Source organism: Burkholderia arboris, assembly GCF_038723655.1.
Lineage (GTDB): Bacteria > Pseudomonadota > Gammaproteobacteria > Burkholderiales > Burkholderiaceae > Burkholderia > Burkholderia arboris.
In genome coordinates this window covers 2253065-2266278 of sequence record NZ_CP109821.1, presented here as the reverse complement: position 1 = coordinate 2266278, position 13214 = coordinate 2253065, and the positions used below count along the sequence as shown (strand labels likewise).

Genomic DNA, 13214 nt, shown 5'->3' with positions numbered 1-13214 from the left:
GGAAGCAACTCGCTTCCTGTATTCTTCTTATACCTGCGGCACCAAGGAAAATTGACCGGACGCCGTACATATCAGAACTAAACCCAAAGTGATGACTAAAGGACATTGCAATGACGGCGCGTGATAAAGCACCTCCTCGCAGAAGCTACTATTCGGTTAGAAGTGGAAAGCGGCCGCCTGGTGATGGTTTTAATTTGGATGAATTCAAGAGATTTTTTCGAACGGCATTTGATAAATTGTGGGAAGACGGCCTATTTCAGGAGTGGTTCGGCTATTCGTGTGTTGACGCTGGCGACGTAGATGGTAAGGCGGGGAGAGACATTGATTTGTTCGTGTTTCGAAAGCTCCGAGCAACGGGGCTTTGGCCGATCTGGGATAAGTTAAACAGTTATTCAGAGGAAAATTTGTTCGACATGATCGAATTTCTGCATGATCATGCATCGAAGGGCATTGATGGGAATTATCATCAATACAGCCAGTGTGGCTGGCACTACAGTAAATTTGATCCTCAAGGTGGTCGGGAGATCTTCCGCCAGGAGATGAATGAAATATTGGCGGACTACGGGCGTGGCTTCGAGCTTTCCCGTGATGAGGAGATTCTCACCTTAGCCGAAGACGAATTCGCCCCGATGCTATCTGCCGAAATTCCACATTCCGATAACGAAAATGTTCGAGATCGGATAGAAGCTGCGAAAGTGAAATATCGGCGTCGGTCGATTTCCGAGAGAAGGGATGCTATTCGAGATTTGGCGGACGTGCTTGAGTTCTTGAGGCTCGAAGTCAAGTCGGTGTTGAACTCAAAGGATGAGGCCGATCTCTTTCAGTTGGCGAACAATTTCGGGATCCGGCATCATCGTAAAGATCAGAAAACGGATTACGACTCATCGATCTGGCTGAGCTGGATGTTTTATTACTACCTCGCAACGATCCACGCTTGTCTTCGGCTCATCGAGAAGTCGAAAAAGAGTGAATCCGGTTCCAACGCTGCTGAGAGCCCTTAATCCGCTGCAGTCACGGTTAGCCGGTTATTCTTTCCAGATTTCAGCGTCTAGGCTGAACTGCTCGATGACTCCCTCAACGAGCTGACGTCGATATGCCGATAGGCTCCGGAGGCGGCGAAGAATTTCTAGTTCTTCAGCTGTTGGTTCGATAGCTTCGTCGTTCGGCGGTGCGCTCTTTGCAGGCCGACTGCGCTTCATGTCAGTAACCCCAAAACGAAGCCATTCTGGCGAAACGTCGAGCCAGTCTGCAAGCGTTTTGATCTTGTCGACAGTCGGTCTGGCTGTTCCCGTCAACCACTTCTGGGCCGCCTGCGGAGTGATCGGCTCATTGCTACGCAGATTGAACTGGGTAGCAAGTTCCGACGCAGTCTCGATCTTCTTCGAGCTGCGTTTGAGGGCCTGCCTGAGGCGGCTGGCAAAGGCTTTCTTGTCGTCAACGTCGGGCATTCCGCGAGTGTGCGAAAAGCCTGCCCTCTCGTGATAACCTAATGGTTGTTGTTATAAACCATATGGTTCTTTGAGTGCGATCCTCCGTCGTCCTTGGCCTGTAAACAAATCGGATGTGGAAGATCGCCATCTTGGGAAGGCAAGAGAATGGGCAAGCTCGAATGGGTTGTGGCGGGAGCGGGGGCGGTGGTCGCGGGGGCTGCGGCTGTCGCCGCACTTCCAGAGATCGTGGTTGCTGGCGCCGCTGTTGTGGTGGGTTCGGCAGCGGTCGGAGCATATAAGAATTATCAGGCGCGTCGCTGTGATGCCTGCGGTGTCCGCGTTGACAAATCCCGGGATCTCACGACACTCGACTGGACGTGGTTGGCAGAAAACGAGCGTCCGGCCGCTGAGCAAGTCTGTCTGCAATGCTTCCACCAAGGGCATTGGGGGGCGCAGTATCGGCGCTACGAGATGGCGCTCGATGCTGCTGGCCAAGTCACGACCTATAGTGCCCGCTATCAAGGACGAGTACCCAACTCCGTGAGTCAGGAGATTCCGGTGGCTGGGGCGTGGTTTCTTGAGAAAGACGACGCCGAGAAGAGCATGAAAGTCACTGCTGCATACCTCGGGAAGAACCTTGTCACGCAATGCAAAGAAGAGCGCCGTTCGGTCGGAAGTACGCCGGTGAGGTCGGAATGGCGATACATCGGCATAGCGGGTCGCACTGTAATAGGGTAATAGTGATTGGTATGAGAGAAAATCAAATGAGAATACTTTCTTTTTCCTCCTTTCTCATGCTTCTTATGGCTTTGCTCGGCGTAGGTGCGTCCGCAAAGACCATCTACGAAAATAATGGGGATTGGGAGTGGGTTGCGAATGCTCCGTATGGAAATAGCTCCGAAAAAATATTTTATGATCGAAACTCCCCCCAGAAAAGCGGAAATGGACTGGTAGATCTTGTGTTTTTGGCCCAGATGCAACCCGAGAACTACGTTCCGGGAAAAGGAATGGTGCCATTTGACATGGCGTTTTATTCGGTGGAAGTAAATTGCGGTCAAGGAAGAGCGGCAGATCGGTCGATGAAATTCCTTAAGACAAAATATTTTTATCGAGGCGTGCTGCGGGCGACCGATATCCCAGATAAGCAGGAGTGGATAAAAATTCGGACCGGCAGCCCGATGGTTTTCATGAGCGCCGAAGCATGCCATGCAGTATCCACATCTACTGCACCGGCTCAGGTGACTCAAGCTGCGCAGCCGATCAGTTGTGCCGAAGTCAAATTCTTCAAGGATTTGGGGCCGGAAAACAAGGTTTTTGTGTCTGACGATATGAACGGAGACCCGTCCAAAACCCCGGCAAGCATGGCCGCAGTCAAGCTATTTGATTCTTCAATGCCCGCAAATGCGAAGCTGCCCGCCTGGCTCAATCCTATTGATGGATGGCTGACTCCAGCACTTAACGATCCGCCGACGCTCGGCGATAGCTGTGCTCGATGGAACGGAGCAGACTGGTACGCTCGTGGCGTTACAAAGCCTCATGACGCACCCGGAGGGGCTGGGTTCATTGCACTTGACCTGACACACCGTAAGGCGTACCTGAAAATCGCCCAGGATACGCCTCAAGGAAAGCGGACCGCGAAGGCCGTTGGTGAGCCGTCGCTGCTTGAAGGTATTCAGGCCGCGTTTGGGCTTTGATCGGGCGATCAAGCAGCGAAATGTGACGCTTGTGACGGAGCCACGTGCTCAGGGTGACGGGGTAAAACTATTGCTGCACAAACGAAAGTGACAATGTGACGTTGTAACGTCCTTCGGGGAGGCCGCCGAGGAACTGCCGGAGCGAGCCAGACGGGCTGTAGTCCCGGCAAGGGGGATTTGCCCCAGCAGTTTACGCATTTGCCTGTCACAATGTCACATCCCAGTATCCATGCGGATTTGCTGGGGCCGCGAGACGTTACGGCTCCGTCACAAACGTCACAAAGCGGCCCCGCATCGTGGATGCGAGAGGCAATTCAGGGCTTCAGGCATTGTCGGAAGCCTTGCCGCCGCTACCGCGTAAATCAGGCGACCGACTGAGCCCGATGCCGGTGACCGCCAATGTAGCCTGCTCACCGGCATCCCGGCCCGATGGAGTGCTCGTTGTCGCTGTGGATGGCGGGGAAATCCGATCGAGCTTATCTATCAGGGTTGCTGTTTGCAGGTGGCTATATCGCTTCAAGCATTGCATCGTCCGATGTCCCGAAATCGCAGCGACTTCAATCAGATTGAATCCTCCCTCTACAAGGGAACTGATCCGTTCGTGGCGAAGATCGTGGAAGCGGAGATTTCTTAGGAATGGGTCACTTACCAACTCGTGTGCTGACCTACCATGTTCCTTCGCCTCAAGTTCGTAGGCTTGCCGGGCACGTCGCACCGCACGCTGAAACGCTCCTGACAAGCTCGTTCCATTTTTCGAAAACAACTTGCCATCCGTGCGACGCGGAAGGGCTTCAAGGGTCTTGGCGGCATCAAGTGACAATGGAACGGTGCGGCTGTCACCATTCTTGGTCAAGGGGAGCCAGACCACACGCCTTTCGAGATCGATGTATCGCCATTCCATGCCCAGGATTTCAGAGCGACGCATGCCTGTCTCCAGCGCAATGCGGATGATAGCCTGAAGATCAGGAGCGAAGCGGGCTGCGTGAAGAATGTAATTCAGTTCTTGCTGGCTGACACGGCGTTCCCTTGGTTTCCCGTTCGGCGGCTTGCGGATTTCACTCATCGGGTTGGTGTCGAGCAGTAGCCAGTCTCGGGCACATGCCGTCAGCACAGCTGAGAGGCAATCGAGATACCGGCGCACACTGGACGGCGCAAGCGAAGCTCGAAGGAGTTTGTCCCGTTCTGCGACGAGATCTTGGCGGGAAATCTCATTCACCGTGCGCGTCGTTAGGGCGGACCCGTGCCAGTACCTCAGGAGGTACCGTTCCGACTGTTGCCCTCGTTTGCCGGGGAGAATTTCTGCGCTATATCGAGTGATGGCCTCGCCTAGCGTGAGCTCAGGTAATTCTGAGGCGGGTTTGCTTTGCTCGACGATGCCGTGGCCCAGCAGGACTTTCTGTTGGACTTCCCAGCGTTGCGCTTCGGCTTCCGTGTCGAAGCTTTTCGAAGCTGTACGGCCATTGACGGTGACACGAACCTGGAACTTGCTACGACGTAAACGGATACTCATTGCTCTGACCCCTTGGACAGAGCTTGGACAGGGACGAGCTGAAGCCGCGTAGACCCGTGCTAGACATGGTGTCCAGCCGCGCGTCGAACCGGATCATCAACGAGGTGCGCGGGATCAACCGGGTCGTGTACGACATCTCGGGCAAGCCGCCGGCGACGATCGAGTGGGAATAACTGGACGTCCGGCACGTACCGGTACGAACTGACCGCAGAACACATCAAAGCCCGCTTCACAGCGGGCTTTTTTGTTTTTGGCCCGCTTGGCGCATCGCGCGGATTTCGTGCTTCATCGGCCAGAACACACCGAGAACATTCGTGCGCCGTGAGGCGTCGCGGGTGCCTTTAGTTCCGCTGTTCCGTTCTCGTTCGACCAGCGGCTCCGCTCGTCGACTGCACCAAGCCGTACTCAATCGGCGCCTGCACTCAGTTGCGGCGCAAGAGGTGCGGGTTTGAAGCAGCGTCCGCGTGCGGAGCGAGACCGCTTGATGGCGAAATCGGAAAACGACGCGCTGCTACCCCCCCGTTTCGCCGCGACTGTAATCGAGTGTAATTGATTGCGCCTCGTGCTCAGCCTAACTTCGTCCCCGCAGGGCTCTTGGCGGATGGCTGGCCCAAGCCACCACGGAGAGGGTGATGAACGTTGTCGATGCGTGACTCGCGCAAGTCAGATTCGGCCTATACGACCCTGGGTTTCGGCTTTTTTTCAACTCACTGCAGGAGAAATTGTCATGTCGAACGAAAATTTCAGCGAAATTCAGAAGTTCGCGGAGCAGGCGGACGGCTTGAAGCGCGTCGAGGTGGAGTCAATCCAGCTGGGCTATTGGGACCAGCACGATACCTTTCCGTTCATGCTCAATAACGAGGGGGCGAATTCGTTTGAAGTGGATGCGTCGAACACGGCGTTGCTGATCCAGATCGGCAACGCGCTCACGGCGCTTGGACAGAAGCAGAAGGTCGTGGCCTACCTGGGAGACCTCAGCCACGGAGGTACCCTCAAAGTGCTCCTTATCGGCCTCGCGTAGTAAAAAACAAGTCGCGACTCGGTTTGTCGGCGCCGTGGGCCGGTCACGTCGAAATCGACTGGAAGACTGTTGCGACACGAAAACGGTTTGGCGGGTTGCCACGCCGTTTTTCATTGACGGATGGCGCAAGTCAGCGCCGTCGCGCCTCGGATGCTCACGCGTGCGTGCCCACGAGCGAACGCAGGTACGTCGGCACTTTCGCCTTCGCCGTGGCCTGGACACGCGTCATGAGCGCGTGATCGATGCGATCCAGTCCGTAAGTCCGCGCAATGTCGTGCTGCAAGCGGCACCACAGGTGACCGGCCATCTCGGCGTCGACCATCGCCCGGTGCGCACGCCCCGATTTCGGCAACCGCAGCATATCCACGAGGCTCGACAGGCGGTGACTCCGGGCATCCGGGTAGATGCGCCTCGCCACCAGCATCGTGCACGCAAAGGCATGCTCGGCCGACATGCCGAGAAGCTCGAGTTCCGCCTGCCAGAACCGTTTGTCGAAACCGGCGTTGTGGGCCACGACCGCATGCTTGCCGACGAACGCCGCGGCTTCCTTCATGACTTTCGACGCCGGCGGAGCCGCTGCGATCATCTCGTTCGTGATGCCGGTCAGCGCGACGACATCGGACGGGATGCGCCTGCCCGCATTCATCAGGCTCTGGAAACGGTCGACGACTTGTCCATCCCGGAGCAGGATGACGGCGATTTCGGTCGCTCGGTCGCCCATATTGGGCGAAAGTCCGGTTGTTTCGAAGTCCAGTACTGCAACGGTTTGCATGGTCGAATCCTGTTGCTTCACGCGGTGTCGTTAGAGTGGCCGAGAGGTTAGCATCTCCAGGCCCGCGACAGGCTCGTTCTGCCCGGGAAACGACCATCCGTGCGGTGAGCGCCGACCCGGTCGATGACCCGGACCGCCCGCGAACTCGCCCCGATCCGCCATTGGCTTGGCGGGACGCACATGGTGCAACAGGGTGCCGGCCGCCGACTATCGGTAGCGCGTTGGCCCGTGCGTCATGCCGCAAGCCCGTTTTCGCCTTCGACCATCCGGATCGTGCCCGTGGCTTGCCCCGCACCCTGCCTGATGCTGAACTCGATCAGGTCTTCATAAATCTCCCGTTGCCCGGCGGGCAGCACGGGTTGCAGGGTCTCGCGGCGCTTGTCCGCATCGAACATCGATTCCACCAGCCATCCTGTCAGATAGACCGACGCAAGGCATCCGCCCGCGGTCGCGACGTTGCGACGGCATACCAGCGGCTGGTTCGGCACGTCCAGCCCGAGTGCCTGCAAGCCTTTCCGCGCGTCGGGATGCGTCGTGGCGCGGCGCTCCGGCAGCAGCCTGAGCCGCTCGAGAATGAAAGCCCCGCCGCAGATCGACCCGACAAGCTGGTGCTCGGTATCGAGATCGAACGACGGCAGGAAATCGGGATGGGCCAGTGCGGCCGGTACGCCTTCCTTGCCGCTCGAAAAGAGGACCGCGTCGGCGTGATTGGCGTCGGCAAGCGGGCCGTGCGTCGGGATGGCCAGACCATGTGCGGAATGCAGCACCGGCTGCGCACCCAGAATCCGGACGCGCCAGTCGCGGCAGTTGCGACCGAGAATGTCCCACATCAGGAACAGGTCGACGTCGGTGAACCGGTCGAATGCGACGAGAGCGATTTCTTTCAAGGTGGACTCCATGCGTAGTGGCGCGCTGCCGGAAGCGGCGGCGGCCGTGATAGAGTTCGCAGCCTATCTGTCCATGCCGCACCATACACAGCCTGTATGGCGATGACGATGAGCACACTGACGCGAAACGACTGGATTGCAGCGGGCTTCGACGCCCTCGACGGGGAAGGGTATGCGGGCATTTCGGCCGAGTGTCTCGCGCGACGGCTGAACGTGACCCGCGGTTCGTTCTATCACCACTTCCGTAATCGCGAGGACTTCGTCAGGACCTTGCTGACCGCATGGGAGGACGACTACGCCGCGCGCATGCTTGCCTACGCGGCGGACGGTCGCGGCGCCGTCGACACGCTGGCGCGCTATCTGCGCATTGCCGCCGAGAAGCGGTCCGGGCGTGAAATCGCGATCCGCGCATGGGCGTTGCATGATCCGCTGGTCGCGGAATTCCAGCAGCGCGTCGATGCGGCCCGGCTCGCGTTTGCGATCGAGACGTCACGCAGGCTCGTGCGTACGCCGGACGAGGCGGAGATCGTCGGGCAGGCCGTGCACATGTGCCTGATCGGTGGTCAACAGGCCGGGCTGCGGCGCGATGCCGTCCGGTTCAACGGTTTCATGCAGCGCGCGGTTGCAATGGTCGAACGCGTGCTGCCGATACGTCGCGCCTGATGCGTCATGTGGCCGCGTGACGCATGCGTGGAGCCGGCCCGGTATCGGGTAGCGCGTTCGCGTGCCCGGTGCGCATGACGTGGAGGGCGGCGCGATACCCCGCGTCGGCCACGGTCATGCGTGCCGCGGCGAGGACGACGGTGTTGCTCGATAGCGCAGGTGAATCAGCGGATAGGCGCGCCCCTGCCCGTCGAGCGCCGATCGCCCGGTGCGCTCGAAACCGAGCCGTTCATAGAATCCGGCCGCCGCTTCGTTCTGCTCGTTGACGTCGGTCGACAGGTCGGGATGCCGCTTGAGCGCTGCTTCGACAAGCCGCCGTCCGACGCCCGCGCCGTGGTGGGCGGGATCGACGAAGAGCGCTTCCAAGTGACCGCCGTCGAGCAGCATGAAGCCGATCGCGCGGTCGGTATCGTCGACGGCGAGATCGAGCGGCGCATCGGGCAGGAACGCGACGACGTCGGATTCGATCGCGCGACGGTCGTCGTCGCTCAGGAAGTGGTGCGTGGCATCGACCGCGCTGCGCCAGATGTCCAAAACGCGTGCGCCGTCGGCCTGGGTGGATTTGCGAATTCTGATCATGGTTTGGCCCATCTTTGATTTGTAATTGGAAGTTCGGCGGGTAGCCGGCGCCGTCATGGCCCCGGTCGGGCTGCTCGCAAGGGCTGCGAGAACGACGGCGGTGTTTCAGGTATTCAGGCGTTGGCCGGACGCCGCGCGTTACCCAGAGCCGCCGCACGCTCGAGCGCGCAGCGCGCGACCTCGCGAACGCCTGCGCTCATCGGCAAATCGTTGCGGCCGAGTTCGGCGAGATCGAACCAGCGCGCGTCGAGCGCATCGTCGCCGGCGGCGGGCGTGCCGCGCAACCATCGGCACAGCACCGCGACCATGACGAAATGCTGGCGCACGTCGCCGCCAGCATCGTAATCGAACGCATCGAGCGCGGTAAAGACGTCGAGTGCCTCGACGTCGACGGTGGTTTCTTCGACGATCTCGCGCACGACCGCGTTCGCAATCGATTCCCCCGCTTCGATCTTGCCGCCGGGATAGCCCCAGCAGCCCGCATCGGGCGGATTGGCGCGGCGTACCAGCAGCACGTCGCGCTCCCGCAGGACGATGCCGATCACGGCGGGAACGGGGCGGACGGAAGCGGTGACGCCGGTCGGGGAGCGTGGCGAGTCGGACATGCGGTTCTACGCGCGGGTGCGTTCGAGTATGTGTGGCGGCCGGCGACGATTCATTGCGCGTCGCCGGTGCGCCGCTCGATCGCGCGGATCACGGCGACCATGTCGTCCGCGCCATGTCCGGCCCGCTCGGTCTCGCCGTAAAGCGCATGGCAGATGTCGAGCAGTGGCGACGCGATGCCGATGCCGCGCGCGGATTCGGCGACGAGGCGCGCATTCTTCAGCACGTCGGTGATCGCGGCCTGCACGGAGAAATCGGCCGCGACGAGTTTGCCGAGCTTCACGCGCGACACGTCGCTCGCCATCGGGCCCGCGTTCAGCACGTCGGCGAAGCGGGCGAGATCGATGCCGTGGCGTTGCGCGAAATGCGTGGCTTCGGTCAGGCCGGTGACCATTGTGATCAGGAACAGGTTCACGGCGAGTTTCATCGTCAGCGCCGACGGTACGTCGCCGCACACGAAGCTGTCGCGGCACAGTGGCTTCACGAGCGCGCGGACGTCGTCGACGTCTTCCGGTGCGCCGGCGAGCATCACGACGAGTTGCCCGGCTTCGGCCGGCTTGCGCGACCCCGACACGGGCGCTTCGACGTAACGGCCCGACGCGGCGGCGATGTCATCGGCCAGCGCACGCGAATACCCGGGTGCGTTGGTGCCCATGTTCACGATCGTGTGGCCGCCGACACGGGCAGCAAAACCGGGTGTGCCGCGCGCGAGGACGGCATCGATCGCCGCGTCGTTCGCGAGCATCAGGATCACGGTGCGGCAGGCAGCGAACACGTCGTCGGCATGCTCGACGACGCGCGCGCCGGCGTCGCGCAGCGCATCGTCGCTGCCGTGCGACCGGCTCCATGCGACGAGCGGCGTGCCGGCCCGCGCGAGATTGAGCGCCATCGGCGTGCCCATCACGCCGAGTCCGATGAATCCGACTGCTGTTTGCATGTGCCTGCTCCCACGGTGGGTGGAGACGATCATGGGCGTCAGTATCGCAGCGTTTTCGTACGCCTGCCATTCCGCCCGTGCGATCCGGGGAAGCCGCGTCACGGACGCTAGGCGATGTCCGCCAGGTACGGCCACGGATAAATGCCGCGCGCATGGCCGTCGCCGAACACGAAGCGGATGCCGTAGCCGAGTGCTTCCACGCCGTCCAGCGTCAGGCCGGGCCGCGCGTCGATCTGGCCGCCGTCGAACCGGATCCGTCGGCATTCCGCGCACGGGCAATCGCTGCGCAACTGCGCATAGCCGATGCGCTGCGTGCCGCCGTCGGGCCAGCGCAGGGTCAGTGCGCGTGCCGGATGATCGAGTGCGATTTCGGTCGGTACGATCATCGCGCCGCCGCGCCGATTTGCTGGATCGCGATCCGCACGGCCTTGCGGACTTCCGGATCTCGATCTTCCAGCGCGTCGTTCAGCGCGGGCAGCGTCGCCCGGTCGTGCAATTCGCCGAGCGCGAGCGCAGCTTCCTTGCGCAGGTTGCTGATCGTATGCGAGAGCAGTGCGGCGACGGCCGGTGCCGCGGCGGCGTCGCGCAATTGCCCGAGCGCACGCGCGGCCCGCAGGCGCACCTGCCAGTAGTCGTCGTCGAGCGCGGCGACGAGCGGGTCGCGCGCAGCCGCGATGCGCAGCTTGCCGAGCGTGGCGGCCGCTTCCTCGCGCACCTGCCATTCGGCGTCTCGCAGCGCCGCGAGCAACGCGGCGGCGACGGCCGCGTCGCCGGCTGGTGCGAAGCCGATCGCGCCGACCGCGGCGCGCCGCACGTCCGCACTGGCGTCCGTCGTTGCAACGCGGGCGAGCGGCGGCAGCGCGCGAGCATCCTTGAGCCAGCCGAGCACGACGACCGCCTCCGCGCGGACGGCAGCGGTGCTCGCGTCGAGGGCACGCAGCGCGGGCGCAAACGCATCGGGGGCGCGCAACTCGCGCAGCCCGCGCAGCACGGCGCCGCGCACGAACGGCTCCTGCCGGTCGGCCCAGCGGCACAGCACGGCGCCCGATGCCGCGTCCTTCAGTTCGGACAGGCTCTGCGCGGCGGTCGCGCGCACGCGGTCGTCCGGATCGAGCAGCGCATGGCACAGCGCGTCGACGACATCGGGCTGTTCCCATGCGTCGAGCACGCGCGCAGCCTCGCTGCGCACGTCGGCCGACGGGTCGTCGCGCAGCGCCGCGACGAACGACGGCACGAGTTCGGGCGTATCGAGATCGGCGAGTTCGAGCAGCGCAACACGGCGCACCGACGCATCGGATGCGGCGAGGCGCGCGACAAGCGCGGCGTGGTCGGAGGCCGGCACACCGGGCAGCGGGAAAGCGGAGGAGGAGACGGTCATGGGAGCAAAGTCGGAGCGATGAATGGACGGGGCGCGTGCTCAGGCCGCATCGCGCAGCAGCGCAAGGCAGCGGCGCTTGATGTCGACGAACGCGGGCTCGGTCGTGCTGTCGTCGGTGCGCGGCCGCGCGAGCGGCACGCGGATGTCGGCGACGATGCGCGCGGGCCGCGGCGACAGCATCAGGATGCGGTCGCCGAGAAACAGCGCTTCCTCGATGTCGTGCGTGACGAACAGCACGGTCGTGCCGATCCGCGACCAGATGTCGAGCAACAGCGTCTGCATCATCCGGCGCGTCTGCGCGTCGAGCGCGCCGAACGGTTCGTCCATCAGCAGCACGCGCGGACGGTTGATCAGTACGCGGGCGATCTCGACGCGCTGCTGCATGCCGCCGGACAACTGCGCGGGGTAGTGCGCGCCGAACTCGCCGAGCCCGACGAGTTCGAGCAGCGCGGCGGCTTCGCGGCGGCGCTCGCGCGCCGGCACGCCCTTCATCTTCAGGCCGAACGCGACGTTGTCGATCACGCGCTTCCACGGAAACAGCGTGTGCTGCTGGAACACGAGCCCGCGATCGGGATGCGGGCGATCGACGGTCTCGCCATCGACGACGATCTCGCCCTGCGTGGCCGCGACGTGGCCGGCGAGTGCGCCGAGCAGCGTCGATTTTCCGCAGCCCGACGGGCCGAGCACGCAGACGAATTCGCCGGGCGCGATGTCGACGTCGAGTGCGTCGAGCGCCGCGAAGCGCGCATGCGGCGGCCCCAGCTCGATCGTCAGCGCACGCACGCCGACGCGGCCCGATGCGGGCGGTGCAACGCCTGTCGCGCTCATTGCCGGCCTCCGCGCGGGGCGTACCACGGCGTGAGCGCGGTGCCGATGCGCTTGACGAGCAGGCTGCTGCCCATCCCGAGCAGGCCGATCAGCGCCATGCCGACCACGATGTCCGGGTAGTTCTGCAACGTATAGGACTCCCACGTGAAGTAACCGATGCCGTACTGGCCCGCGATCATCTCGGCCGTGACGAGGCAGAACCATGCGGTGCCCATTCCGATCGACAGGCCCGTGAAGATCGACGGCGCGGCGCCGGGCAGGATCACTTCCGCATACAGCGCGATGCCGCGCGTGCCGAGGCTGCGCGCGGTCGCGACGAGCCGCGGGTCGACGGCTTCGGCGCCATGCACGGTATTGAGCAGGATCGGGAACAGCGCGCCGACGAACGTGATGAACATCATGCTCAGCTCGGACGACGGAAACATCAGGATCGCGAGCGGAATCCACGCGACGGCCGGAATCGGCCGCAGCATCTCGAGCGGCGGCAGCAGCGCGTCTTCGAGCAGGCGATAGCGGCCGATCGCGAGCCCGAGGCCGATACCCGCGACCGCCGCGGCGACGAAGCCGGCCAGCACGCGCGTGACGCTCGCGAACAGGTGCATCGGCAGCTTCGGCGATTGCAGGAACGATGCCAGCGCGGGGCCGACGTCGGCCGGCGCGGGCACGTTCGCGAACGTGACGATGCCGAGCGACAGCCGCCAGTGGACGGCTGCCTGCCACAGCGCGATGCACGCGGCGAGCGACGCGATCCGCCATGCGCGGCGGCGCATGGGCGTCGAATGGCGGCGCGCGGCGCTGTGCGGCAGGCGCGCGTCGCCGGTACGCGGTGCCGCGGTGAAACGGCGTTTGACGAGTTCGAGGGTGGCGGCCATACGGAGGTCCCGTGTCGACGAATGGAGAGAAGGGGCGCGC

Annotated in this window: 16 protein-coding genes and 1 pseudogene; 6 read left to right on the top strand and 11 right to left on the bottom strand. The window is 62.6% G+C overall.

Annotation, left to right across the window (positions count from 1 at the left end; genetic code table 11):
- The first annotated feature begins 110 nt into the window (after nt 1-110).
- Nucleotides 111-1001: a hypothetical protein gene (locus tag OHZ10_RS10645; protein WP_342702388.1), complete on the top strand. Its 891-nt coding sequence runs from the start codon at nt 111-113 to the stop codon at nt 999-1001.
- A gap of 24 nt (nt 1002-1025) precedes the next feature.
- Here the strand turns inward: OHZ10_RS10645 and OHZ10_RS10640 are convergent, their stop codons facing one another.
- On the bottom strand, nt 1026-1448 hold the full coding sequence (locus OHZ10_RS10640; protein WP_342702387.1) for a transcriptional regulator: 423 nt from the start codon (nt 1446-1448) through the stop codon (nt 1026-1028).
- Between the two features lie 147 nt (nt 1449-1595).
- Between OHZ10_RS10640 and OHZ10_RS10635 the strand changes: the two genes are divergently transcribed.
- Nucleotides 1596-2168, top strand: a complete 573-nt coding sequence (locus OHZ10_RS10635; protein WP_342702385.1) for a hypothetical protein — start codon at nt 1596-1598, stop codon at nt 2166-2168.
- A gap of 11 nt (nt 2169-2179) precedes the next feature.
- Nucleotides 2180-3124, top strand: coding sequence for a hypothetical protein (locus OHZ10_RS10630; protein ID WP_342702384.1), 945 nt, complete (start codon nt 2180-2182; stop codon nt 3122-3124).
- A gap of 322 nt (nt 3125-3446) precedes the next feature.
- On the opposite strand, the gene OHZ10_RS10625 is transcribed toward OHZ10_RS10630, so the two are convergent.
- Nucleotides 3447-4634, bottom strand: a complete 1188-nt coding sequence (locus tag OHZ10_RS10625) for a site-specific integrase (protein ID WP_342702383.1) — start codon at nt 4632-4634, stop codon at nt 3447-3449.
- A gap of 77 nt (nt 4635-4711) precedes the next feature.
- On the opposite strand from OHZ10_RS10625, the pseudogene OHZ10_RS38620 reads away from it, so the two are divergent.
- Together OHZ10_RS38620 and OHZ10_RS10620 are read left to right on the top strand one after the other, a co-directional pair.
- Nucleotides 4712-4807: pseudogene (locus OHZ10_RS38620) on the top strand (hypothetical protein); the annotation flags it as partial.
- Nucleotides 4808-5361: 554 nt separating this feature from the next.
- Entirely contained in the window at nt 5362-5655 is a 294-nt protein-coding gene (locus OHZ10_RS10620) for a hypothetical protein (protein ID WP_059233871.1), read from the top strand.
- A gap of 154 nt (nt 5656-5809) precedes the next feature.
- Here the strand turns inward: OHZ10_RS10620 and OHZ10_RS10615 are convergent, their stop codons facing one another.
- Together OHZ10_RS10615 and OHZ10_RS10610 are read right to left on the bottom strand one after the other, a co-directional pair.
- Nucleotides 5810-6427 (bottom strand): 3'-5' exonuclease, encoded by a 618-nt coding sequence (locus OHZ10_RS10615; protein ID WP_059233872.1) that lies wholly within the window; start codon nt 6425-6427, stop codon nt 5810-5812.
- Between the two features lie 233 nt (nt 6428-6660).
- Nucleotides 6661-7326, bottom strand: coding sequence for a DJ-1/PfpI family protein (locus tag OHZ10_RS10610; RefSeq protein WP_342702380.1), 666 nt, complete (start codon nt 7324-7326; stop codon nt 6661-6663).
- A 96-nt stretch (nt 7327-7422) separates the two neighbouring features.
- Here OHZ10_RS10610 and OHZ10_RS10605 point away from each other — a divergent pair, with 96 nt between their 5' ends.
- Nucleotides 7423-7977, top strand: coding sequence for a TetR/AcrR family transcriptional regulator (locus OHZ10_RS10605; RefSeq protein ID WP_174993029.1), 555 nt, complete (start codon nt 7423-7425; stop codon nt 7975-7977).
- A 114-nt stretch (nt 7978-8091) separates the two neighbouring features.
- On the opposite strand, the gene OHZ10_RS10600 is transcribed toward OHZ10_RS10605, so the two are convergent.
- From OHZ10_RS10600 to OHZ10_RS10570, 7 genes are all read right to left on the bottom strand, one after another.
- The gene (locus tag OHZ10_RS10600; protein ID WP_059233874.1) at nt 8092-8556 is read right to left on the bottom strand and encodes an acetyltransferase; all 465 of its coding nucleotides are present in this window, start codon (nt 8554-8556) and stop codon (nt 8092-8094) included.
- Nucleotides 8557-8669: 113 nt separating this feature from the next.
- Nucleotides 8670-9161: an NUDIX hydrolase gene (locus tag OHZ10_RS10595; RefSeq protein ID WP_342702377.1), complete on the bottom strand. Its 492-nt coding sequence runs from the start codon at nt 9159-9161 to the stop codon at nt 8670-8672.
- Between the two features lie 50 nt (nt 9162-9211).
- Nucleotides 9212-10096: an NAD(P)-dependent oxidoreductase gene (locus OHZ10_RS10590; protein WP_059233876.1), complete on the bottom strand. Its 885-nt coding sequence runs from the start codon at nt 10094-10096 to the stop codon at nt 9212-9214.
- Between the two features lie 107 nt (nt 10097-10203).
- Nucleotides 10204-10482 carry a gamma-butyrobetaine hydroxylase-like domain-containing protein gene (locus OHZ10_RS10585; RefSeq protein WP_256085014.1) on the bottom strand — a complete coding sequence of 93 codons (279 nt, stop codon included), beginning with the start codon at nt 10480-10482 and terminating at the stop codon, nt 10204-10206.
- Nucleotides 10479-11474 (bottom strand): HEAT repeat domain-containing protein, encoded by a 996-nt coding sequence (locus OHZ10_RS10580; RefSeq protein ID WP_342702375.1) that lies wholly within the window; start codon nt 11472-11474, stop codon nt 10479-10481. The genes OHZ10_RS10585 and OHZ10_RS10580 overlap by 4 nt, the downstream gene beginning before the upstream one ends.
- Nucleotides 11475-11513: 39 nt before the next feature.
- Nucleotides 11514-12302 carry an ABC transporter ATP-binding protein gene (locus OHZ10_RS10575; protein ID WP_059233879.1) on the bottom strand — a complete coding sequence of 263 codons (789 nt, stop codon included), beginning with the start codon at nt 12300-12302 and terminating at the stop codon, nt 11514-11516.
- Nucleotides 12299-13174: an ABC transporter permease gene (locus tag OHZ10_RS10570; protein WP_059233880.1), complete on the bottom strand. Its 876-nt coding sequence runs from the start codon at nt 13172-13174 to the stop codon at nt 12299-12301. The genes OHZ10_RS10575 and OHZ10_RS10570 overlap by 4 nt, the downstream gene beginning before the upstream one ends.
- Between the last annotated feature and the right edge of the window lie 40 nt (nt 13175-13214).

Coding starts and splice junctions, on each gene's coding strand:
- OHZ10_RS10580 (WP_342702375.1), bottom strand. CDS start 11,474: ATGACCGTCTCCTCCTCCGCTTTCCCGCTGCCCGGTGTGCCGGCCTCC.
- OHZ10_RS10585 (WP_256085014.1), bottom strand. CDS start 10,482: ATGATCGTACCGACCGAAATCGCACTCGATCATCCGGCACGCGCACTG.
- OHZ10_RS10600 (WP_059233874.1), bottom strand. CDS start 8,556: ATGATCAGAATTCGCAAATCCACCCAGGCCGACGGCGCACGCGTTTTG.
- OHZ10_RS10590 (WP_059233876.1), bottom strand. CDS start 10,096: ATGCAAACAGCAGTCGGATTCATCGGACTCGGCGTGATGGGCACGCCG.
- OHZ10_RS10605 (WP_174993029.1), top strand. CDS start 7,423: ATGAGCACACTGACGCGAAACGACTGGATTGCAGCGGGCTTCGACGCC.
- OHZ10_RS10595 (WP_342702377.1), bottom strand. CDS start 9,161: ATGTCCGACTCGCCACGCTCCCCGACCGGCGTCACCGCTTCCGTCCGC.
- OHZ10_RS10640 (WP_342702387.1), bottom strand. CDS start 1,448: ATGCCCGACGTTGACGACAAGAAAGCCTTTGCCAGCCGCCTCAGGCAG.
- OHZ10_RS10615 (WP_059233872.1), bottom strand. CDS start 6,427: ATGCAAACCGTTGCAGTACTGGACTTCGAAACAACCGGACTTTCGCCC.
- OHZ10_RS10645 (WP_342702388.1), top strand. CDS start 111: ATGACGGCGCGTGATAAAGCACCTCCTCGCAGAAGCTACTATTCGGTT.
- OHZ10_RS10630 (WP_342702384.1), top strand. CDS start 2,180: ATGAGAGAAAATCAAATGAGAATACTTTCTTTTTCCTCCTTTCTCATG.
- OHZ10_RS10610 (WP_342702380.1), bottom strand. CDS start 7,326: ATGGAGTCCACCTTGAAAGAAATCGCTCTCGTCGCATTCGACCGGTTC.
- OHZ10_RS10570 (WP_059233880.1), bottom strand. CDS start 13,174: ATGGCCGCCACCCTCGAACTCGTCAAACGCCGTTTCACCGCGGCACCG.
- OHZ10_RS10575 (WP_059233879.1), bottom strand. CDS start 12,302: ATGAGCGCGACAGGCGTTGCACCGCCCGCATCGGGCCGCGTCGGCGTG.
- OHZ10_RS10625 (WP_342702383.1), bottom strand. CDS start 4,634: ATGAGTATCCGTTTACGTCGTAGCAAGTTCCAGGTTCGTGTCACCGTC.
- OHZ10_RS10635 (WP_342702385.1), top strand. CDS start 1,596: ATGGGCAAGCTCGAATGGGTTGTGGCGGGAGCGGGGGCGGTGGTCGCG.
- OHZ10_RS10620 (WP_059233871.1), top strand. CDS start 5,362: ATGTCGAACGAAAATTTCAGCGAAATTCAGAAGTTCGCGGAGCAGGCG.